A 19,914-nucleotide genomic window follows, 5' to 3' on the forward strand; every position below is an offset into this window, starting at 1 on the left:
TCCCCTCCCGACGGCCCGCGCACCGCTGACGGTCCGTCCGATCCACTTGTCGACAAGCTCACCCTGGGGGTGCTGGCCCAAATGATTCCCCGCTATACCCTGCCCGCGATGGCGGACATCTTCTCGGACCAGGCGCGGTACGCGACCTGGGTCCGGGTGGAGATCCTGGCTTCCGAGGCGCAGGCGCGCCTGGGACGGGTGCCCGAGGACGCGGTCGAGGACATGCGGCGGGCCAAGGTCCCGACGCCCGAGCGGGTGCAGGAGATCGAGCGCGAGCGCGACCACGAAGTGCTCTCGTTCCTCGCCGCCTACTGCGAGGAGATCCCCGACGAGTCGGCCCGCTGGGTCCACCTCGGCATGACCAGCTACGACCTGGTCGACACCTCGCTCGGCTACAACCTGGCCCGCGCCACCGACCTGGTGATCGCGGCCGGGGTCGAGCTGCGCAAGGTCCTCGTCGAGCGCGCACTGGAACACTGGGACACGGTCATCGTCGGCCGCACCCACGGCATCCACGCCGAGCCGACGTCCTTCGGCCACAAGCTGGCGCAGTTCGCGTTCGCCGTGGACCGCTCGATCACCCGGCTGCGCGCGGCGCGCAAGGCCGTGGCGGTGGGCACGATCTCCGGCTCGGTCGGCACGTACGCGCTGATCGACCCCTCCGTCGAGGCGTACGTCTGCGAGGAGTTGGACCTCGGGGTGGAGCCTGCCCCGAGCCAGGTCGTCGCCCGCGACCGACACGCGCAGCTGATCCAGGCCGTCGCGGTCCTCGGCGCGAGCGTCGAACAGATCGCCCTGGAGCTGCGGCTGCTCCAGCGCACCGAGGTCCGCGAAGTGGAGGAGCAGCGCACCTCCGCGTACCAGGGCTCCAGCGCCATGCCCCACAAGCGCAACCCGACCACCAGCGAGCGCCTGACGGGTCTCGCGCGGCTGCTGCGCGGTTACGCGACCACGGCCCTGGAGAACGTGGCGCTGTGGCACGAGCGCGATCTGGCCCACCAGTCGGTGGAGCGGGTGATCCTGCCGGACGCGCTGTCGGTGGGGCACTTCCAGGCCACGATGGCCGCGGACCTGGTCCGTAACCTCAAGGTGTTCCCGGAGCGGATGCGGGCGGGTATCGACCAGACCGACGGTCTTGTGTTCAGCTCTGCCGTACTCGCCGATCTGCTGGCGGACGGGGTGGAGCGGGAGAAGGCCTACCGGGCCGTCCAGGCCGCCGCGAACCGCACCATCACGACCGGCGAGCACTTCGGGGACACGCTGCGGCAGGAGGGCATGGACATCGGCCAGCTCCGCCCGGAGCGTTTCCTCGTCAACCACGGTGTGATTCTCAAGCGATTGGAGCAGCTTCGTGACCTGGACGACTGAGCGGGTCGAGGGCGCCGACCTGGACCTGGACGAGGTCCTCGACGTCTACCGCACCTCGGGCCTCGGCGAGCGCCGTCCCATCGAGGACGTGGAGCGGTTCGCCGCCATGGTGCGGGGCGCCAACCTCGTGGTCGTGGCCCGTGACGCGGACGGCAGGCTCATCGGCATCGCCCGCAGCATCTCCGACTTCTCCTACGCGACGTACCTCTCGGACATCGCGGTGAGCGGCGACTACCAGCGCTCGGGCATCGGCCGCGCGCTCATCGACGCCACGCAGAAGGAGGCCCCGCAGGCGAAGATCATTCTCCTGTCGGCGCCTGCGGCGGTGGAGTACTACCCGCACATCGGCTTCACCCAGCACAACTCCGCCTGGGTCCTCAACCCGTAGGCGGACTACGGCAGTACGGCAAAGGCCCCCGCGGTCCGGCTTCCCGGCCGGCCGCGGGGGCCTTTTGCTGTGTACGGAGGTCTGTCCAGGTGTGCAGGACGCGATGTTGCACGGAATTGATATTTCCGGGAGTTACTGCTAATGCGGGCGGGGTCCCGGGGGAGGAATAATACCCCCGGGACCCCGCCCGAAAACCCGTCTCACACTCGGCAATCATTACCGGCTGCGACACCAAAGAATTCTTCGGATACAAGACGGTTGTTCAACTTGTTTTTCCGCTGCCCTCACCGGGCGGAAAGGCGGGAATTCACCCGTTGCCCAGCTTGAAACCGACTCCGCGCACAGTAATGATCCAGCCGCTGTCGCCGAGTTTTCCACGAAGACTGCTGACATGGGTGTCGACGGTTCGGCGGGACCAGGAGTCCCCCCAGACCTGCTGGAGCAGGCGCTTTCGCGGAATGACCGTGTCCGGGTGGGACGCGAGCAGGCAGAGCAGATCGAATTCCTTGCGGGTCAGCCCGACCTCGCGGCCGTCCAGGCTCACCTCGCGGGAGCTCACGTCAATGCGCAACCGCCCGTGCAAGATCTCTCTGGCAACAGGCGGCTGGAACCTAGCGCGGCGCATGACGGCTTCGATCCGTGCCATTAATTCCCGGAAGCCATAGGGCTTGACCACATAGTCGTCTGCGCCGGCCTGTAGGCCGAGCACACAGTCGAGCTCGGAGCCCCGGGCGGTGACGATGATCACAGGGATGCCGCTCACGGAGCGGATGGCCCGGCACACCTCCAGCCCGTCCAGGTCCGGGAGTTCGAGGTCGAGGAGGACAAGGTCCACGTCCTCGTACGCCTGCAGCGCGGTGCTGCCGCTCTTTACGCCGATGGCCTCGTGGCCGTGCCTGCGCAGCCTGCACACCAGGGACTCCGCGCCGTCGACGTCGCTGTCGACCACGAGGATCCGCCGGCCCCGCGAGAGGCCGGCCACCCTGCGCACCGCTTCCGACACGCCCTCTTCGATCAGGTGTGGTCCACCGGGACCACGCTGGACAGGTATATGAGGCTCCAGCACTGCCTCTGACGAACTCTGAGTCATGCCTCCCCCGCGAGTCATGTCCCTCCCCCATCTGAGTGAGTCCAATACGAGATCCGATCCAGATCTCACCGACGAACCTACAGACCGCTGCTACGGAATTCAAAGAGGTTCGAGCAAATAACAAATAAACTGTGTCGGTTATTGAGCGGGATCGGACAGGCTGCCTGCTCGTTTCCATACGTGATCACGATCGGAAGCCCCCGTCAACCAGTCCCCGCCATGCGGAAGCGGAAGACCGGTACAGCTGTCGATTCAACCAAGCGTAACTCGCCGCGACTCACATAAACCGGCCATCTTGGCGCGGCTCTGACGTTGACAGAGTCATGACATGACGTTCGCCACATCGGCCTGCCCGTATGCAGAATTCCGGCGGGTTTGTTGACAGCAAGTTAAATAACGGGTGCCCAAGTGGCGTCATGATGGCCGTTGGCTGGATCTAGACTGCCCGCGCCTCAGCCGGGCGCCGCTGGAGCGCCTCGGCGCTCCCAGTGATCGGGCAGTAGCTTGCAGTACGGCAACACCTGCATGACGAAGACCCCCATTCACCGCACAGAATGGTCGTCCGGCCGAGCGTGTGTCAAGTGAAGTCCTGGTGGCCTGAAAAGGAGCGCACCCCGGGCGGTGCCGCCCTGGTGGGACGGCCCGCACGGGGTGCGCGCGCGGTATGCGAGGAAGGGAAAGCGCTCTAGTCGCCCGGCAATTGACGAAACGTCAGACGAGTGCCGGGCCGCCCGCCCGCCAGGTGCGCGGGCCGTCGAAGCCCGGCGCCCGCTCGGTGCGGCGCCAGCTGGCGGAGCGGCGCTGCCTCGGGATCAGGACACGGGCGGCCTCCCGTCGTGCCTCGATCGCGGAGAAGTGGGCGAAGAACAGCGCCGCGAGCGCCGCGAGTTCCTCCGGATCGGGGTTGCCCCGTTCGATCCGCAACAGCTCGCGGCAGTCCTCCAGGGTCATCTCCGCAGGCTCGGCGGCGGTCTCGGCGCTCTCGCTGAGCTGGGTCATCTCGCTCATGTCGGTCACCTCTTCTGTAGTCGTCGGGCCTACTGGGGCGGGTTGCCGTGCTTGCGGCGGGGCAGCTCGGCGTCCTTGGCGATGAGCATCGCCACCGAGCGGCACAGCACCGAGCGGGTCTCGCGCGGGTCGATGACGTCGTCGACCAGACCGCGCTCCGCCGCGAAGTAGGGGTGCACCAGCTCGTTCTTGTACTCGTCGATCTTCTGCTTGCGCATCGCGTCCGGGTCCTCGGCCGCGGCGATCTCCCGGCGGAACACCACGTTGGCCGCGCCCTCGGCGCCCATCACCGCGATCTCATTGGTGGGCCAGGCGAACGACAGGTCGGCTCCGATGGAACGCGAGTCCATCACGATGTAGGCACCGCCGTACGCCTTGCGCAGCACCACCGAGATACGAGGCACAGTCGCGTTGCAGTAGGCGTAGAGCAGCTTGGCACCGCGCCGGATGATGCCGTCGTGCTCCTGGTCGACGCCCGGCAGGAACCCGGGGACGTCCACGAGGGTGATCAGCGGGATGCTGAACGAGTCGCAGAACTGGACGAACCGGGCGCCCTTCTCGCTCGCCTTGATGTCCAGGACACCGGCCATGGCGGACGGCTGGTTGGCGACGACGCCGACGACATGGCCGTCCAGCCGGGCGAGCGCCACCACCAGGTTGGGCGCCCAGTTGGCGTGGATCTCCATGTACTCGCCGTCGTCGACGAGCTCCTCGATCACCCCGCGTACGTCGTACGAGCGGTTGCCGTCGGCCGGCACCAGGTCGAGCAGGGCCGTGCCCTCGCGGTCCACCGGGTCCGAGGTCTGCGCCAGCGGCGGCATCTCCCGGTTGTTGGACGGCAGCAGCGAAAGGAGATAGCGCACCTCGGCGAGGCAGCTCTCCTCGTCGTCGTACGCGAAGTGGGCCACGCCCGAGGTCCCGGCGTGCACATCGGCGCCACCGAGCCCGTTCTGGCTGATCTCCTCGCCGGTCACGGCCTGGACGACGTCCGGACCGGTGATGAACATCTGCGAGGTCTCGCGGACCATGAACACGAAGTCCGTCAGGGCCGGCGAGTACGCGGCGCCACCGGCGCACGGGCCGAGCATCACGGAGATCTGCGGGATGACGCCGGAGGCGCGGGTGTTGCGCTGGAAGATGCCGCCGTAGCCCGCGAGGGCGCTGACGCCCTCCTGGATACGGGCGCCGGCGCCGTCGTTGAGCGAGACCAGCGGCGCGCCCGCCGCCAGCGCCATGTCCATGATCTTGTGGATCTTGGCGGCGTGGGCCTCGCCCAGGGCGCCGCCGAAGATGCGGAAGTCATGCGCGTAGACGAAGACCGTACGGCCCTCGACCGTGCCCCAGCCGGTGATGACACCGTCCGTGTACGGCTTCTTGGCCTCCAGGCCGAACCCGGTGGCGCGGTGCCGCCGCAGCTGCTCGACCTCGGTGAAGCTGCCCTTGTCCAGGAGGAGTTCGATCCGCTCGCGTGCGGTCAGCTTGCCCTTGGCGTGCTGCGCCTCGGTCGCCTTGTCGCTGGGACCGCGTACGGCCTGTTCCTTGCGTTCGCTGAGTTCGTCCAGCCGGTCGGAGACCTCGGCGGAGGACTGTGTGGTCGGCGTGGTCGGCATGGTTCGGTTTCCCCCTGTTGGTTGCGGAATCCTGGTGCGGAATCGACTGCCTTCTCGATCAGGTCGGTTGGTGGCGGAGCGCGGCCGCGGCCGCGTAGCCCGGCTGTACGGGCACGTTGCGCACCGTCCAGCCCGCCGGGCGGGCCGCGGCCTCCAGATCGCCCAGATAGTCCGCCGCGGGCGAGCGGGTGAGGCCGGTGCCCAGGCCCTTGAGGTAGGCCTCCTTGCGGGTCCACAGCCGCGCGAACGCCTCGGGGCGCTCCGATGCGGGCAGAGCGCGCAGTTCCTCGCGCTCGCGCGGATGCAGTCTGGGCAGGACCACCTCGACGGCCTCGGGCGTCGGGACGCGCTGGACGTCGACGCCCACCGGGTCCGCCGCGACCCCGATGGCGATCAGGCCGTGGCTGTGCGAGAGGTTGAAGTGGAGCGGCACGGGCGGATCGATCAGCTGTGGCTTCCCGTACGGCCCTTCGGCGCGGCCGAGCGGCACCCGGTTGGGCTGGTGCCCGGTGTACTCGGCCAGGACGCGCCGCAGGGTGGCGTGCGCCGCCACGTACTGGCGGCGGTCCTTGTCGTGGACGAAGGTGGCCGCGCGGGCCGCCTCCAGCTCGTCCAGGGCCTGCATCAGCGGGCACACCGCCGCCACGTCCTCGGCGGGCGGCCGGAAGACGGTCAGATGCAGTTGCCCGGCCTCCGGCGGCGCCTTCAGCGGCGTCACGGTCGCGTTCACCGGCGCACCGCCTCGGGCTCGGAGCCGTCCTGTTCGGGCGCGGCTTCCCTTGCCGTGGCCACGCCGTCGGATTCGGCCTCGACGTCCTTCGTCGTCACCGTCACGTCCTCGGACGCCTCCTTGTCCGTACGCCGGTCGAGGACCAGGGCCGTCAGGGCCGCCGCGAGCGAGACCAGGCCGCCCACGTAGAACCCCGAGCGGGCGCCCAGGTGTTCGGCGAGAGCGCCGATGAGGAGCGAGCCGAGCGGCGTGGAGCCCTGGACGATGAGGGTGTAGAGCGCCATCACCCGGCCCCGGTACTGCGGGTCGCTGCCGAGCTGGACGCGGTGGTTGGCCGCCTGGACGAAGTAGATGGTCGCGCCGCCGGTGAGCGAGAGCAGCACGATCGCGGAGGCGAAGTCGGGCGCCCAGCCCGCCACCGTCTCCAGGGCCGCGAACACGATCGCCGAGGCGACCACCAGACGGCTGGAGGGGCGGCCGCGCCGCGCCGTGGTGACGAACGCGGCGACCAGCGAGCCCGCCGCGAAGCCGGTCGTGAGCAGCCCGAACGAGGCCGCGTCGGCGTGGAAAACCGTTTTGGCAAACAGCGGCAGCGTCAGCTGGAAGTTGAGCCCGAAGAGCGAGATCACCCCGATGAGGGCGAGCGGCAGCTTCAGATCGGGGCGGCTGCGGATGTACCGCAGCCCGTCGATCACCCGCGGCCGGGTGTCCGGCCGTGTACCGCGCAGCAGCTCGTCCGGCCTCATCATCCGCAGCCCGACGACGGTGGCCAGATAGCTGACGGAGTTGAACAGCATGACCCAGCCGGTGCCGAAGCCGGTGATGAGCAGTCCGGCGAGCGCCGGGCCGACGACCCGGGCGGTGTTGAAGTACGCGGCGCTCAACGCCGATGCGTTGGGCAGCAGTTCGGGCCCGACCAGCTCGCTGACGAACGACATCCGGGTCGGCACCTCGACGGCGTTGACGATCCCGAGGCCGAACGCGCACAGCCAGATGTGCCACAGCTGCACCGCGTCCGCGAACGCGAGCAGCGCGAGGACCAGGGCCAGCGCCCCGGACGCCAGATTGGCGCAGGTCAGCAGGAAGCGCTTGTCGTAGCGGTCGGCGAGCCGCCCGCCGTACAGGGTGAGCAGCAGCAGCGGTGTGAACTGCAGCGCGGTCACCACGCCGAGCGCGGTGCCGGAGTTGTCGGCCAGGCTCAGGACGATCCAGTCCTGGGCCACGACCATCATCCACGTGCCCGCGACGGAGACCACCTGCCCGGCCGCGAAGAGCCGGAAGTTCCGTACGGACAGGGAACGGAAAGGGATTGCGAGAGTGCTGGTCATAGGCTCGGATCACCCATTGCGTCCCGCCCGCGTGATGCAGTCCTCCAGGAAGGCGAGGGTGCGCAGGTGGTAGGAGCGGGCCGCCCAGCCGAGGCTGATGTTGTGGCCGGCGTCCGGCTGGCGGTCGACGACGATACGGGGCGAGGCGGTCAGCTGGGCGGCGAGGTCCGCGAGGTCCTGCTCGCCGTGCAGCCACCAGCCCTCGTGCTCGGCGAAGGTGAGCCGCACCGGGATGCGTACGCGCGGCGCGAGGGCCGCGAACAGCTCGGGCCAGCGCTTCAGTTCACTGGCCTCGCGCTCCGGCATCGGCGCCACCAGGTGGCCGCTGCTGCGGAAGGTGTCCGGCGGGTAGAGCCGCAGCGGGCCCCAGTGGCGGGCGATGTGCTTGAGGCCCTTGCGCAGGACGCCCGGGGTGACGGCGTAGCGGTGGCCGCAGCCGGAGATGTCGATGCCGAGCAGACCGTCGCCGGTGCAGTGCGCGGCGGCCGACAGTGCGAGCTTGCCGCCGAAGGAGTGGGCGACCAGCAACACCCCGGCGCCGGTCGCGTACTTGGAGGTGAAGTCGTCGATCCCGGCCCGCAGCACATCGGTCTGCTCGGCGACGGTCAGCCCGTCGGGGAGCTGCGTGGCGGAGTGGCCGTAGCCGGGCCGGTCCACCGCGAGCACGGTGTAGCCGAGCCGCGCGCCGAGGGTGAGCAGGGACAGCTCGGGGTGCGCCTGACCGTCGAAGTACCCGGCGCTCATACCGCCGCCGTGCACGGCGACGACGGCGGCGCGGGGCGTCCCTTCCGGCTCGCACAGCAGCGCGGACAGCGTGACTCCCCCGGCGTCCAGGGTGATCCTGCGAACGCCCTGGGAGACCGCGCCCGGTGCGAGCGTGCTTTCCATCAATGCCCCCGTTTGCGTTGACTGTTGAGTGGGACGCTGCCCCCGCGCCCGAAGGGGCGCGGGGAACTGCGCGAGCGACCAAGCACGGTCCGCGGCCGCGAAACGACCACGGGAACCGAGCCGTTGGGCGTCACGAAGTGGCCGAACCGAACCACTGCTCCAGGGCCTCCGTGAGGCCCGAGGCGTTCTCCCCGGCCCAGGCGACGTATCCATCGGGCCGTACGAGCACGGCAGCCGCACCCGCGAGCGGGTCGGTACCACCGTCGACCGGCTTCGGCGCCGCCGTGACGACATCGACCCGGCCCTGCCAACCCGCGGCAGCGTCCCGCACCGCCGCGTCATCGGCGAGATCGAGCAGCACACCGCGCGCAGCGTGCAGCAGCGCGGTGATGCTGGTCTCCCCCGCCGCACCCACGAGCGTGCGCGGCGCGATGCGGCGGCCGACCAGCGGGTGCGACCCGTCCCCGCTCTCGTACCGGATGTCCAGACCACTGACGACGCCCGCGAGATGCCGCTTCACGTCGTCGTACTGGATGAGCTCGCCGAAGAGCTGCCGCAGCGGCTCGGCCTCGGGCCCGCCGAGGAACACCATGCCCTGGGCACGGGTGTTCATCAGCAGCCGCGCGCCGACCGGGTGCCGCTCGCCGTGGTACGTGTCGAGCAGCCCCTCCGGCGCGGTCCCGGCCACCGACGCGGCCAGCTTCCAGCCGAGGTTGGCCGCGTCCTGGACGCCGGTGCTCAGGCCCTGGCCGCCGGCCGGGAGGTGGATGTGGGCGGCGTCGCCGACCAGCAGCACCCGGCCGCGCCGGTACTCGGAGGCCTGGCGGGTGGCGTCGCTGAAGAAGCTGACCCACTCGGCGCCGCCGTGCGAGATGTCCTCGCCGGTGATCGACTGCCAGGCGGCGGCGACCTCTTCGAAGCTGACCGTGTCGCCGCTGGCGCGCGCGGGCGTGCCGTCGGGGCAGACGATGATGCGGTCGACGCCCTCGGCGAGCGGGGCCGCCATCACCATGCCGTTGTTCAGCCGCTCACCGAGGAAGCGCGGCTTGAGGTTGCAGCCGGTCACATCGGCCAGGAACATCGCCCGGGTCGCCGAGGTGCCCGGGAAGTCGAACCCGGCCGCCTCGCGCACCACACTGCGGCCGCCGTCGGCGCCCACGAGGTACGAAGCGCGCAGCTTCCGTACGGAGTTGGGCGTCTGCACCTTGATCTCGACACTGTCGCCGTCCAGGTAGCCGTCGGCTATCTCCAGGAAGTCCCAGCCGCGCCGGATGTCGACGCCGAGCTCGGTCGCCCACTCCTCAAGCACCGTCTCGGTGATGTTCTGCGGGATGCCGCGCGCCCCGAAGTGGGCACCCTCAAGGACGGTGTAGTCGAACTGCACGCCGCCGAAGTGGCCGAGCGGGCTGATCTCCAGGGTCTCGCCCTGGCCGAACCGGGGCAGCAGCCCGCGCTGGTCGAAGATCTCCATGGCGCGGGCGGTGAAGCCCAGGCCGCGGGACTGGCCGGTGGGCTTCGTCAGCCGTTCGACGACGACGACGTTCGCCCCGCCGAGGCGCAGTTCCCCGGCGAGCATGAGACCGGTCGGACCCGCGCCGACGATGATCACATCGGTGTCCACGGCTGTCCCCTCCATAGTGTTCCCTTTCCTGGGCCGTGCCCGGTGGTGCTGTGAGGTGGAGTCATACGGTCGTGCGCGGGGGTGGGGGGTTGACGGGATCTCAGTGCGAGGGGCCGAACCAGCGCTCCAGGGCCTCCCGCAGCCCGGTGCCGTCGGTGTCCGGGCCGCCGGCCCAGGCCACATGGCCGTCGGGCCGGACCAGGACGGCGCCCACCGAGTCGAGGGCGCCGCCCTTCTCCGGCACGGCGGGCAGAGCGGTGACCCGGTCCGCCCAGCCGGAGGCGTCCGGCAGCACCGCACTGCCACCGGACAGATCGAGGAGCACACCGCGCGCGGTGCGCAGCAACTGGGCGGTGCTCAGCGGGCCTTCGCCGGTGGTGAGCCCGGCGTCCGGCAGCCGCGCACCGAGCAGCGGGTGCTCGGGGCCGCCCACGTCGTAACGGATGTCGAGGCCGCTGATCATCCCGGCGAGGTGCGCCCGGACGTCGTCGTACGGCAGGAGCTCGGTGAGGACCGAGCGCAGCGGCTCGACCTCCTGCCCGCCGAGCAGCAGCATGGCCTGCGCCTTGATGTTGGACAGCACCCGCCGCCCGACCTCGTGCCGCTCGTCGTGGTAGGTGTCGAGCAGGCCCTCGGGGGCCGACTCGCCCAGGTGCAGGGCCAGCTTCCAGCCCAGGTTGAAGGCGTCCTGGAGGCCCAGGTTGAGGGCCTGGCCGCCGATCGGCATCTGCCGGTGGGCGGCGTCGCCGGCGAACAGGATCCGGCCGGCGCGGTACCGCGTGAGCTGGCGGTTGGCGTCGCCGAACGAGTTCGCCCACAGCGGGGTTCCGCCGCTGATGTCCTCGCCGGTGACCCGCTTCCAGACCCCGGCGATCTCGCTGAACTCCGGGTCGCCGGTGCGGGGTTCGGCCTTCGAGCCGAACTCGTGCACCATCACCCGGGTCACCCCGTCGCGGGTCGCCGCGATGGCGAGGCCCGCGGGCAGCCGCTCGAAGCGGCGGTTGGGGATGGTGACACCGGCCACGTCCGCGCGCAGCAGCTCGCGGCCGGCGTCGTTGCCCGGGAAGTCGGCGCCCGTCAGGCGGCGCACGGCCGACTCCTCGCCGTCGCACCCGACGAGGAACCGCCCGCGCACCACGACCGTGCCCTCCGGCCCGGCCGCCCGGGCCTCGACGAAGTCGCCCTCGTCGGACACGGCGACCAGCTCGTGGCCGCGCCGGATGTCCGCGCCCAGCGACAGCGCCCACTCCTGGAGCAGCGCCTCGGTCCGGGTCTGGGGCATCTTCCACTGCCCCGGGAAGGGGCTGGGCAGCGTGAGGTCCATCGGGATGCCGCCGAAGTGGCCGCGCGGCTCGTTCGGCGGCGTCCCGAACATCTCCAGGAGACCGCGGCTGTCGAGGAGCTCCATGGTGCGGGCGTGCAGCGTGGAGGCCCTCGACTCCGTGGTGGGCGTGGCCCGTTGTTCCAGGACGACCACATCGGCGCCGCCCAGACGCAGCTCACCGGCGAGCAGAAGCCCGACGGGGCCGGCGCCGACGACGATGACCTGGGTGTCGAGGCGGTCCGTGGTGGTCATCTCCGGTTCAGCCCTTCGACTCGGCGTACGTCTTGGCGTGGTTGAGCGTGGCCGTGCTGTTGGTGGACAGCGCGGTGTGGACGTACTCACGGGCGTCCGCGACGGTGGCCTCGGGGCCGAGGATCTTCGCGATGTTGTCCGTGTTGAGCGTGACGGTGTGCTGCGAGGAGGCGGCCGTGCCCTCCGGGGTCTCCTCGAACGTCCAGATCCCGGTGTGCAGGGTCATCAGCGCGGGCAGCGTGATCTGCTTGTACGCGATCTTGTGGTGCGGGAAGGTCACCCGGTACGACTTGGTGGTGTGCACCGAGCCGTCCTTGGCGCGGGTGTCCATCTCCAGGGTCTGCAGGCCCGGGGTGTCCTCGGTGAGCCGGACGACGGCCACGTGCGGCAGCCGCTCGGACCAGAGGTTCGCCTCGTTGATGAAGTCGTACAGGTCCTTGGGCGAGCCCTGGACGATGACGGTGTCGGTGAACGAGAACGTCACCTCCTCGGTCGCGTGGGCCAGTTCGACGTTCTGCTTCAGCGCGGCCAGCTCCGAGCGGCTGTTCTTGTCGACGGCCTCGTCGATCCAGGCCAGACCCTCGGGGTCGTCGTCGATCGCCCGGTAGTCGTGGAGCAGCCGGACCCGCGAGGTGGTCTCGCCCAGGGTCTCGATGATCCAGGTGCCGCCCATCGCGGCGACCGGCGGCGTGGTGACCTCCTGGCGGAAGGTGATCCGCAGGCCCTCGGGGTCGAGCTCACGGTGCGAGGTCCAGTTCTTGGCCTCGCCGTTGGCGGTGGCCCAGATCCGGATGCGCTCGTGGTTGTTGTGCTCGCCCACCTGGTCGACGTAGATCGTCGGCGGGAAGATCCGCGGCCAGTTGGTAACCTCCGCCAGCAGCCGGTACACGGCGGCGGCGGGGGCTTCGATGGTGATCTCGTGCTCGACCTCGCGGGTCGTCATATCCGCTGCTCCTTCGGGTACTTGGCGGGACTAGAAGTTGCCGAGGCCGCCGCAGACGTTGAGCGCCTGCGCGGTGATGGACGCGGCCGTGTCCGAGGCGAGGTAGCCGACCAGACCCGCGACCTCGTCCGGGGTGGAGTAGCGGCCGAGCGGGATCTTCGACTGGAACTTCTCCAGGATCGCGTCCTCGGAGGTGGAGTACGCGGCCGCGTAACCCTGGCGCACGCGCTGCGCCATCGGCGTCTCGACGTAACCGGGGCAGACGGCGTTGACCGTGATGCCGGTGGGCGCGAGCTCGTTGCCGAGCGCCTTGGTGAAGCCGACCACGCCGTGCTTGGAGGCCGAGTACGGGGCGCCGAGGACGACACCCTGCTTGCCCGCGGTGGAGGCGATGTTGATGATCCGGCCCCGGTCCTTGTGGCGCATGCCGCCGGTGTTCAGGACCTCGCGGGTGACCCGGAAGACACTGTTCAGGTTGGTGTCGATGACGGCGTCCCACAGCTCGTCCTCGATGTCGGCGGTGACGCCGCCACCGGAGCGGCCGGCGTTGTTCACCAGCACGTCGACGGTGCCGAAGCGGTCGACGGCCGCCTGGACGAAGGCCTTGACGCTGTCGGCGTCGGTGACGTCGAGCGCCGAGCCGTCGGCCTCCAGGCCCTCGCCCTGGAGCTGCTTGACCGTCTCGGTGACGTTGTCGGCGTTGCGCGCGCCGATGAAGACCTTGTGGCCCTGCGAGCCGAGCAGCCGGGCGACGGACAGCCCGATGCCGCTCGTGGCACCCGTGACCAGCGCGACCCGTGCGGTGTTCTCGGTCATGATTCCTCTTCCTTTTCGAGCGGCTCAGGCGGCGGACGCGGAGGACAGCTGGGCGTTGACGACCTCGATGAGGGCGCGCGGGGTGACCGCGTCGGTCAGCGCGTCGTCGTCCAGCGAGATGCCGTACTCGCGCTCGATGCGGCCGCCGGTCTCCAGCAGGGCGAGCGACTCGTATCCCAGGACCTCGAACTCGGTGTCCAGAATGTCGCCGTCCAGGTCGACGCCCTCGTCGGCGCCCGCTGCCTCCAGCAGAATGCGCTTCAGGTCTTCGAGGGTGAACGTGGTGGCCATGGGAAGTTCCCTTTCATAGGTACGGCATTGCCAGTTGTCTTGGGGTGGTGCGGCGCCCCAAAGGGGCGCGGGGCTGTGACATATGCGGCTCCGCCGCGTGGGCGCGACCAGCCACGCACGGTCTGCGGCCGAACATCCGCGCTCCCCAGCGGAGCGCTTACGCGGCGCGCACGACGACGGCCGAGTTGAAGCCCCCGTAGCCGCGGGCCAGGACCAGCGCGGTGCGCACCTCGGCGGTGCGCGGCTGGCCGGTGACCAGATCCAGGTCGTACTCGGCGGCCGGATCGATGTGCACGGTCGGCGGGATCAGACCGTCCTTCATGGCGAGGAACGCGGCGGCCAGGTCCAGCGGGGCGGCGCCCGAGTAGAGCCGTCCGGTCATCGTCTTGGGAGCGGTGACCGGCACGCCGCGCACGCCGAACACGGCGTTGATGGCCTCGGCCTCCTGCCGGTCGAGCTCGGGGTCGGCGGCCGCGTCGGCGAAGACCACGTCCACGTCACCCGGGGCGACCCCCGCGTCCGCCAGGGCGAGTTCGATGGCCTTGCGCAGCCCCGGCGGACGGCCGGAGCCGGCCTTGGGGTCGATGGTCGAGCCGTAGCCGGAGATCTCGCCATAGACGTGGGCGCCACGGGCGCGCGCCGACTCGGCGTCCTCCATGATCAGGATCGCGCCGCCCTCGCCGGGCACGTACCCCGCGGCCTCGCGGTCGAAGGGGAGGTAGGCGCGGGTCGGCTCCTCGCTGGTGGAGAGCCGGTCGCTGGCCAGCTGCGCCACCCAGCCCCACGGGCAGACCGAGGCGTCGATGGCGCCGGACACGATCACGCTGGTGCCCTTGCGGATCTGCCGCCGGGCCTGCGCCACCGCGTCGAGCCCGCCGGCCTGGTCGCTGACGACCACGCCGCTGGGGCCCTTCATCCCGTTGCGGATGGAGATCTGGCCGCTGTTGACCGCGTAGAACCAGGCGAAGGACTGGTACGCCGAGACGTACTGGCTGCCCTTGGACCACAGCGCCTGGAGCTCGCCCTGGCCGAACTCGAAGCCGCCGGCCGCGCTCGCGGTCACCACGCCCATGTCGAACTCGCCGAGTTCGGAGGGGGTGATGCCCGCGTCGGCGAGCGCCCAGTCGGCGGCGACGAGCGCGAGCCGGGTGACCCGGTCGGTCTGCGGGAGCAGACGGCTGGGCAGCAGCTCCTCGGCGACGAAGCCGGGGACCTCGCCGGCCAGCTTGGCCGGGTAGGACGACGGGTCGAAGCGGGTGATACGGCCGATGCCGCTCTTGCCACCGACGGTCGCCGCCCAGAAGTCCTCGATGCCGAGCCCGTTGGGGGACGCCACCCCCAGACCGGTGACCACCACGGACGACGTCATGCGAGCTTCCTCTCGGGACGGGCGAGCACCACGGCGCTCTGGAATCCACCGAAGCCGCTGCCGACCGAGAGGACCGCGTCGGTCCTGCGGTCGCGGGCGGTCAGCGGGACGTAGTCCAGGTCGCACTCGGGGTCGGGCGTGTGCAGATTGGCCGTGGGCGGTACGACGTTGTACTCCATGGCGAGCGCGGACGCGGCGATCTCGATGGAGCCGATCGCGCCGAGCGAGTGCCCCACCATCGACTTGATGGAGCTCATCGGCGTCCGGTAGGCGTGGTCGCCCAGGATCCGCTTGACGGCCGCCGTCTCGTGGCGGTCGTTCTGCTTGGTGCCGGAGCCGTGGGCGTTGATGTAGTCGATCTCGTCGCCGTTCATCCGCGCCTCGTCGAGCGCCACGCGGATCGCCTCGGCCATCTCCGCGCCGTCGGGGCGCAGTCCGGTCATGTGGTACGCGTTGGAGCGCGTGGCGTAGCCCGCGATCTCGGCGTAGATGTGGGCGCCGCGCTTCTGCGCGCTCTCCAGCTCTTCGAGCACGAAGAACGCGGTGCCCTCGCCGAGGACGAAGCCGTTGCGCGAGTTGTCGAAGGGCCGCGAGGCCGTCTCCGGCTCGTCGTAACGATTCGTCGTGGCCTTGATCGCGTCGAAGCACGCCATGGTGATCGGCGAGATCGGCGCGTCCGAGGAACCGGCGATCATGACGTCGGCGGAGCCCTCGCGGATCAGCTCGACGGCGTAGCCGACCGAGTCGATGCCGGAGGTGCAACCCGTGGAGACCACGGTGCTGGGGCCCTCGGCGCCGACCGCCCAGGCCACCTCGGCCGCGAACGAGCTCGGCACCAGGTGGTTGTAGAGGTGCGGAGCCGCGTACTGGTGGTCCACGAGGTCGAGCCGGCCGCCGTCGCTGACGACCCGGTACTCCTCGTCCAGGCCCATGGTGGCGCCGACCGCGCTGCCGACCGTGACACCGACCCGGTACGGGTCGAGGGCGCCGAGCTCCAGACCGCTGTCCGCGAGCGCGCCCCGCGAGGCGACGACCGCGAACTGGCCGGCGCGGTCCATGCGCCGGACCTCCTGCGGGCTCAGACCGTGCTCGTACGGGTCGAAGTCGATCTCCGCGGCCACCCGCGAGCGGAACGGCGTGGGGTCGAAGAACGTGATCCCCCGGGTCGCCGTGCGGCCCTCGCTCAGCAGGCTCCAGAAGTTCTTGGTGCCGATACCACCGGGAGCGAGAACCTCCATCCCGGTGATGACGACCCTGCGAGGCGTACTCACGCGCGCCCCTCCCAGTTGTAGAAGCGCGTGGCCATGGCGTCGGCGGGCGAGCGCCAGGTGGCCGGGTCGTACGCCTGGATGAACGGCTTGAGGTCGTTGCTGATCCCGATGAACCGCGGGTCGTTCTTCGCGGCCTCGATCAGCTCACCGCCGTTGTCCGCGTCGAAGTCCTGCAGGTGGAAGTAGAGGCCCCGGTAGGAGAACAGCTGGCGGCGCAGCGTTCCCATCCGGTGCGGCATCTCCGTCGCGTCGAACTCGGCGAAGAGCTTGGCGACGTCGGTGCTCGAACCGGGTTCCATGCGGGCGACGATGAGCGTGCTGTGCATACGTATTCGCTCCTCAGCGGTTGCGGTTGATCCGGCACTGGCCCCGTTTCCAGCGCGTACGACGTCGGACGCGCCCGAATGCGAGAGCCATGAACGGGAGTTGAGCGAGAGGATCAGCGGTGGCGAACCACGCCCCGGATCATGCATTCAAGGGTCCGCTGAGCGGGCATGTCCTTTCAAGGCGCCCCGGTTCAGGTCTACGTCCGGTTCGGTCAGGTTCCGCAAATGTCCCGCAGCCATGTCAGAGAACCCGCAGTAATCAGCAGCTGACCCGTGCGGAATTGTCACGTCGGCGTCAGGTGCCGTCAGGTCGCGAACCGGACCGTCTTGGCACCGGAAAACCGCCCGGCAGGCCCCAAAACGCCGGAACGCCCGGCTCCGCAAAGGGAGTCGGGCGTCCGGATGTGTGCATTCCGCCTTAGCGGAACGAGGTGTTTCGTTACTCGCCGGCCGCGCGGGTGTGGACCACGCGGTAGGTGTTGGAGTCGACCGACGTCAGGAGCGAACCGGTGCGCTTCTCCGCGTCCTGGCGGGCGGCGGGCTTGTCACCCTGCGCGGTGGCCTGGTACGCGTCGAAGGCCTCCTTGCTCTCCCACTGCGAGTAGGAGACCACGAAGGAGCCCTCAAGGCCACGGGCAGCGATGCCCTTGAGGATGGTGTGCGAGACATAGCCGGGAACGTCGCTGAGGAACTTCATCGACGGGCCGAGCGCGTCCACCAGGTCGTCCTGGTTCTTCTCCTCGACACCGAAGACCGCGATGACGGTGTAGTCCGTGCGGGCCGGGGAGATCTCGACGCCGTCGCCCGACTTGCTCTGCGAGTACGCGACCTCGTTCTGCAGCAGGCGGATCGAGGTGGTCAGCTCGCCGAAGAGCGGCAGCGTGCGGTGCTTGAACTCCTCGCCGTCGTAACGGTCCTCAAGGTCCGCGCGGCTGCGCCACTGGATGAAGTTGGCCGTGCCCGGCTTGTCCACACCGGCGTGCACGGTGGAGGACATCCAGCCCGGGTAGGCCGCCGCGTCGACGATCTCGCGCATCGCGCCGAGCAGACCCTCCTGCTTCTCCGCGGCGTCCGTGGAGAAGAGGTTGAGGACGGTCAGGTGCTTGTCATCGGAGGAAATCTTGGGCATGTTCTTCGCTTCCTTCGTGGTCTCTACGGATGTGAAAGGGAGTCAGGCCCAGCTCAGTTGGGCCGGCCGAACCATCGGTTGAGCGCTTCGGCGAGCCCCTCCGTGCGCGACGCGGCAGGGGCGACCCATGCGACATAGCCATCGGGACGGACCAGGAAGGCGTCCAGCCCGTTGTCGCAGTCGTGCTGCTCGGCGGTGACCGTGGTGACACGGTCGGCCCAGCCTGCGGCGAGCTCCCGCAGGTGGGAGTCATCGGTGAGGTCGAACAGAATGGCCTTGCCGGCCGCAAGGAGCTCGAAGTTGGTGGTCTTCTTGCCGTCGACCACCTGCTCCTCGTCCTTGAGACGACGGCCGAGCAGCGGGTGGTCGCCCGCGCCGACGTCGTGGCGGATGTCCAGGCCGGTGACCATGCCGATCAGCGTCTTCTGGACGTCCTCGAAGGCGGTGAGCTCGGTGAACACATCGAGCAGCGGGGTGATCTCGTCGCCGCCGAGGTAGAGGATCCGCTGGGCGAGCGTGTTGGTGAGGACCCGCGCGCCGACCGGGTGCCGCTCGGAGTGGTACGTGTCGAGCAGGCCCTCGGGAGCCTGACCCTTGATCTCCAGGGCGAGCTTCCAGCCGAGGTTCACCGCGTCCTGCACGCCGGCGCTCATACCCTGGGCGCCGATGGGCAGATGGATGTGGGCCGCGTCGCCGGCCAGGAAGACCCGGCCCCTGCGGTACTCGGCGGCCTGCCGGCTCACATCGCTGGTGGTGGAGACCCAGTGCACGGTGGCGCCGCTGATGTCCTCGCCGGACAGGCGCTTGAACGCCTCGGCCACCTCGTCGAAGGTGATCGGGTCCGGGCTCTTGCGCAGCGGCTCGCTGCGGTCGAAGTAGACGATCCGGCAGCGCTCCGGGCCGAGCGGCAGCACCATGACCATGCCGCCGGGCACCCGTTCGCCGCTGAAGCGCGGGCGCAGCGGCACCCCGCTGATGTCGGCGAACCGGAGCTCGATGGCCGGGTCGGTGCCCGGGAAGTCGATGCCCGCGAGCTTGCGCACCGCGCTGCGGGCGCCGTCCGCGCCCACCAGGTAGCGGCCGCGCAGCGTGGCGGGACCCTCCGGGGTGCTGACCTCCACACTCACGCCGTCGGTACCGTTGTCCAGGCCCGTGACCTCGACCCCGCGCCGCACCTCGGCGCCGAGCTGTCCGGCCCAGCCGGCCAGGACGCCCTCGGTGCGCGACTGGGGGATGCCCCGCGCTCCGTACGAACCGCCCTCGACCAAACGGTAATCGATGGACACTCCGCCGAAATGACCGACCGGAATGACGTCGACTTCACCGAAACGGGACAGCAGGCCACGCTGGCCGAATTCCTCGATGGTACGTGCCGAGAATCCCAGCGCACGGGACTGCTGAATGGGCTCGGCAAGGCGATCGACGACAATCACGGACACGCCGTTCAGGCGCAGTTCGCCTGCGAGCATGAGTCCAGTGGGGCCGGCTCCCGCGATAATTACGTCCGCGTCAAAGTTATCCATCTACCCTCTTCCGACTGGCGTTTCACCAGTATCCCGAGGGGTCCGGCGGGCGTAAATAGCCGCTAGTACAGACCTCTGACAAGTACGTCAAGTCTGCGACAAGGAGTCTTGGTCACAGGCTTGTTCCGGAGCCATCCTCAACCATGACCTCAAGCCAATCCACCGCCGATGTCGCGGGACTGCTGAACCGCTACCTGATCAATCTGGACGACGACAAGCTCGATGACGCCTGGGCCAAGGGCCTGTTCACCGAGGACGCGGTCGTCGAGTTCCCGATGAGCCGGCACGAGGGGATCACCGGACTCGCCGAGTACCACAGCACGGCGCTCGCGGCCTTCGCACTGACCCAGCACATCAACTCGCCCGCCGTCGTGGAAATCGACGGTGACCGGGCCTCTTTGCGGTGCAACATCGTCTCGACCCATGTGCACCACCCGTCCGACCATCCGGAGGACGCCGACCGCGATCCGATATTCGCCAACGGAAGCCTGGTGAGCGCCGAGGCCCGCCGCACCCCGGACGGCTGGCGGCTCAGCCTGCTGTCGCTGCGCATGATCTGGGTGACCGGCACCCCGCCCCGCAAGGGCTGACGCCGACGACAAGAGCGCGGCGGTACGGGGAAGACGCTCCCCGTACCGC

At 69.8% G+C, this 19,914-nt stretch carries 19 protein-coding genes; 3 read left to right on the forward strand and 16 right to left on the reverse strand.

Annotated elements, in window-relative coordinates; all coding sequences use genetic code 11:
• The first annotated feature begins 81 nt into the window (after positions 1–81).
• A complete protein-coding gene (gene purB / locus ACT1U9_RS06765) occupies positions 82–1,368 on the forward strand; it encodes an adenylosuccinate lyase (protein WP_444537465.1) in 1,287 nt (428 codons plus the stop codon).
• Positions 1,352–1,756, forward strand: a complete 405-nt coding sequence (locus ACT1U9_RS06770) for a GNAT family N-acetyltransferase (protein WP_444537466.1) — start codon at positions 1,352–1,354, stop codon at positions 1,754–1,756. Before purB ends, ACT1U9_RS06770 begins: the two co-directional genes overlap by 17 nt.
• Positions 1,757–2,063: 307 nt before the next feature.
• On the opposite strand, the gene ACT1U9_RS06775 is transcribed toward ACT1U9_RS06770, so the two are convergent.
• The 16 genes from ACT1U9_RS06775 to ACT1U9_RS06850 all read right to left on the reverse strand — a co-directional run bounded on the left by ACT1U9_RS06775 (position 2,064) and on the right by ACT1U9_RS06850 (position 19,275).
• Positions 2,064–2,864, reverse strand: coding sequence for a response regulator transcription factor (locus ACT1U9_RS06775; protein ID WP_371655131.1), 801 nt, complete (start codon positions 2,862–2,864; stop codon positions 2,064–2,066).
• Positions 2,865–3,557: 693 nt separating this feature from the next.
• Positions 3,558–3,854 (reverse strand): acyl-CoA carboxylase epsilon subunit, encoded by a 297-nt coding sequence (locus ACT1U9_RS06780; protein ID WP_444537467.1) that lies wholly within the window; start codon positions 3,852–3,854, stop codon positions 3,558–3,560.
• 29 nt (positions 3,855–3,883) lie between these two features.
• Entirely contained in the window at positions 3,884–5,464 is a 1,581-nt protein-coding gene (locus ACT1U9_RS06785; protein ID WP_444537468.1) for an acyl-CoA carboxylase subunit beta, read from the reverse strand.
• Positions 5,465–5,522: 58 nt separating this feature from the next.
• Positions 5,523–6,194 (reverse strand): 4'-phosphopantetheinyl transferase family protein, encoded by a 672-nt coding sequence (locus tag ACT1U9_RS06790; protein WP_444537469.1) that lies wholly within the window; start codon positions 6,192–6,194, stop codon positions 5,523–5,525.
• Positions 6,191–7,522, reverse strand: a complete 1,332-nt coding sequence (locus ACT1U9_RS06795; RefSeq protein WP_444537470.1) for an MFS transporter — start codon at positions 7,520–7,522, stop codon at positions 6,191–6,193. Before ACT1U9_RS06795 ends, ACT1U9_RS06790 begins: the two co-directional genes overlap by 4 nt.
• 9 nt (positions 7,523–7,531) lie before the next feature.
• Positions 7,532–8,410 (reverse strand): alpha/beta hydrolase, encoded by an 879-nt coding sequence (locus tag ACT1U9_RS06800; RefSeq protein ID WP_444537471.1) that lies wholly within the window; start codon positions 8,408–8,410, stop codon positions 7,532–7,534.
• Positions 8,411–8,540: 130 nt separating this feature from the next.
• Complete coding sequence (locus ACT1U9_RS06805; protein ID WP_444537472.1) at positions 8,541–10,031, reverse strand: FAD-dependent monooxygenase; 1,491 nt, start codon at positions 10,029–10,031, stop codon at positions 8,541–8,543.
• A gap of 100 nt (positions 10,032–10,131) precedes the next feature.
• Positions 10,132–11,607, reverse strand: a complete 1,476-nt coding sequence (locus ACT1U9_RS06810) for an FAD-dependent monooxygenase (RefSeq protein WP_444537473.1) — start codon at positions 11,605–11,607, stop codon at positions 10,132–10,134.
• Between the two features lie 7 nt (positions 11,608–11,614).
• Positions 11,615–12,550, reverse strand: a complete 936-nt coding sequence (locus ACT1U9_RS06815; protein ID WP_444537474.1) for an aromatase/cyclase — start codon at positions 12,548–12,550, stop codon at positions 11,615–11,617.
• A 30-nt stretch (positions 12,551–12,580) separates the two neighbouring features.
• On the reverse strand, positions 12,581–13,366 hold the full coding sequence (gene fabG, locus ACT1U9_RS06820) for a 3-oxoacyl-ACP reductase FabG (RefSeq protein WP_444537475.1): 786 nt from the start codon (positions 13,364–13,366) through the stop codon (positions 12,581–12,583).
• Between the two features lie 24 nt (positions 13,367–13,390).
• Positions 13,391–13,657 carry an acyl carrier protein gene (locus ACT1U9_RS06825; RefSeq protein WP_188275487.1) on the reverse strand — a complete coding sequence of 89 codons (267 nt, stop codon included), beginning with the start codon at positions 13,655–13,657 and terminating at the stop codon, positions 13,391–13,393.
• A 157-nt stretch (positions 13,658–13,814) separates the two neighbouring features.
• A complete protein-coding gene (locus tag ACT1U9_RS06830) occupies positions 13,815–15,026 on the reverse strand; it encodes a ketosynthase chain-length factor (protein WP_444537476.1) in 1,212 nt (403 codons plus the stop codon).
• Positions 15,023–16,297, reverse strand: coding sequence for a beta-ketoacyl-[acyl-carrier-protein] synthase family protein (locus tag ACT1U9_RS06835; RefSeq protein ID WP_444537477.1), 1,275 nt, complete (start codon positions 16,295–16,297; stop codon positions 15,023–15,025). Before ACT1U9_RS06835 ends, ACT1U9_RS06830 begins: the two co-directional genes overlap by 4 nt.
• Entirely contained in the window at positions 16,294–16,623 is a 330-nt protein-coding gene (locus ACT1U9_RS06840) for a TcmI family type II polyketide cyclase (RefSeq protein WP_188275490.1), read from the reverse strand. The genes ACT1U9_RS06835 and ACT1U9_RS06840 overlap by 4 nt, the downstream gene beginning before the upstream one ends.
• Positions 16,624–17,062: 439 nt before the next feature.
• Positions 17,063–17,752 carry an antibiotic biosynthesis monooxygenase family protein gene (locus ACT1U9_RS06845; RefSeq protein WP_444537478.1) on the reverse strand — a complete coding sequence of 230 codons (690 nt, stop codon included), beginning with the start codon at positions 17,750–17,752 and terminating at the stop codon, positions 17,063–17,065.
• Between the two features lie 53 nt (positions 17,753–17,805).
• The gene (locus ACT1U9_RS06850) at positions 17,806–19,275 is read right to left on the reverse strand and encodes an FAD-dependent monooxygenase (RefSeq protein ID WP_444537479.1); all 1,470 of its coding nucleotides are present in this window, start codon (positions 19,273–19,275) and stop codon (positions 17,806–17,808) included.
• A 143-nt stretch (positions 19,276–19,418) separates the two neighbouring features.
• On the opposite strand from ACT1U9_RS06850, the gene ACT1U9_RS06855 reads away from it, so the two are divergent.
• Positions 19,419–19,865, forward strand: coding sequence for a nuclear transport factor 2 family protein (locus ACT1U9_RS06855; protein ID WP_444537480.1), 447 nt, complete (start codon positions 19,419–19,421; stop codon positions 19,863–19,865).
• Positions 19,866–19,914 lie beyond the last annotated feature (49 nt).

The sequence above is a fragment of the Streptomyces sp. BR1 genome, from assembly GCF_052373795.1.
Taxonomy (GTDB): Bacteria; Actinomycetota; Actinomycetes; order Streptomycetales; family Streptomycetaceae; genus Streptomyces.

Coding starts and splice junctions, on each gene's coding strand:
- purB (WP_444537465.1), top strand. CDS start 82: ATGATTCCCCGCTATACCCTGCCCGCGATGGCGGACATCTTCTCGGAC.
- ACT1U9_RS06775 (WP_371655131.1), bottom strand. CDS start 2,864: ATGACTCGCGGGGGAGGCATGACTCAGAGTTCGTCAGAGGCAGTGCTG.
- ACT1U9_RS06780 (WP_444537467.1), bottom strand. CDS start 3,854: ATGAGCGAGATGACCCAGCTCAGCGAGAGCGCCGAGACCGCCGCCGAG.
- ACT1U9_RS06785 (WP_444537468.1), bottom strand. CDS start 5,464: ATGCCGACCACGCCGACCACACAGTCCTCCGCCGAGGTCTCCGACCGG.
- ACT1U9_RS06795 (WP_444537470.1), bottom strand. CDS start 7,522: ATGACCAGCACTCTCGCAATCCCTTTCCGTTCCCTGTCCGTACGGAAC.
- ACT1U9_RS06800 (WP_444537471.1), bottom strand. CDS start 8,410: ATGGAAAGCACGCTCGCACCGGGCGCGGTCTCCCAGGGCGTTCGCAGG.
- ACT1U9_RS06810 (WP_444537473.1), bottom strand. CDS start 11,607: ATGACCACCACGGACCGCCTCGACACCCAGGTCATCGTCGTCGGCGCC.
- ACT1U9_RS06815 (WP_444537474.1), bottom strand. CDS start 12,550: ATGACGACCCGCGAGGTCGAGCACGAGATCACCATCGAAGCCCCCGCC.
- fabG (WP_444537475.1), bottom strand. CDS start 13,366: ATGACCGAGAACACCGCACGGGTCGCGCTGGTCACGGGTGCCACGAGC.
- ACT1U9_RS06825 (WP_188275487.1), bottom strand. CDS start 13,657: ATGGCCACCACGTTCACCCTCGAAGACCTGAAGCGCATTCTGCTGGAG.
- ACT1U9_RS06830 (WP_444537476.1), bottom strand. CDS start 15,026: ATGACGTCGTCCGTGGTGGTCACCGGTCTGGGGGTGGCGTCCCCCAAC.
- ACT1U9_RS06840 (WP_188275490.1), bottom strand. CDS start 16,623: ATGCACAGCACGCTCATCGTCGCCCGCATGGAACCCGGTTCGAGCACC.
- ACT1U9_RS06845 (WP_444537478.1), bottom strand. CDS start 17,752: ATGCCCAAGATTTCCTCCGATGACAAGCACCTGACCGTCCTCAACCTC.
- ACT1U9_RS06850 (WP_444537479.1), bottom strand. CDS start 19,275: ATGGATAACTTTGACGCGGACGTAATTATCGCGGGAGCCGGCCCCACT.
- ACT1U9_RS06855 (WP_444537480.1), top strand. CDS start 19,419: ATGACCTCAAGCCAATCCACCGCCGATGTCGCGGGACTGCTGAACCGC.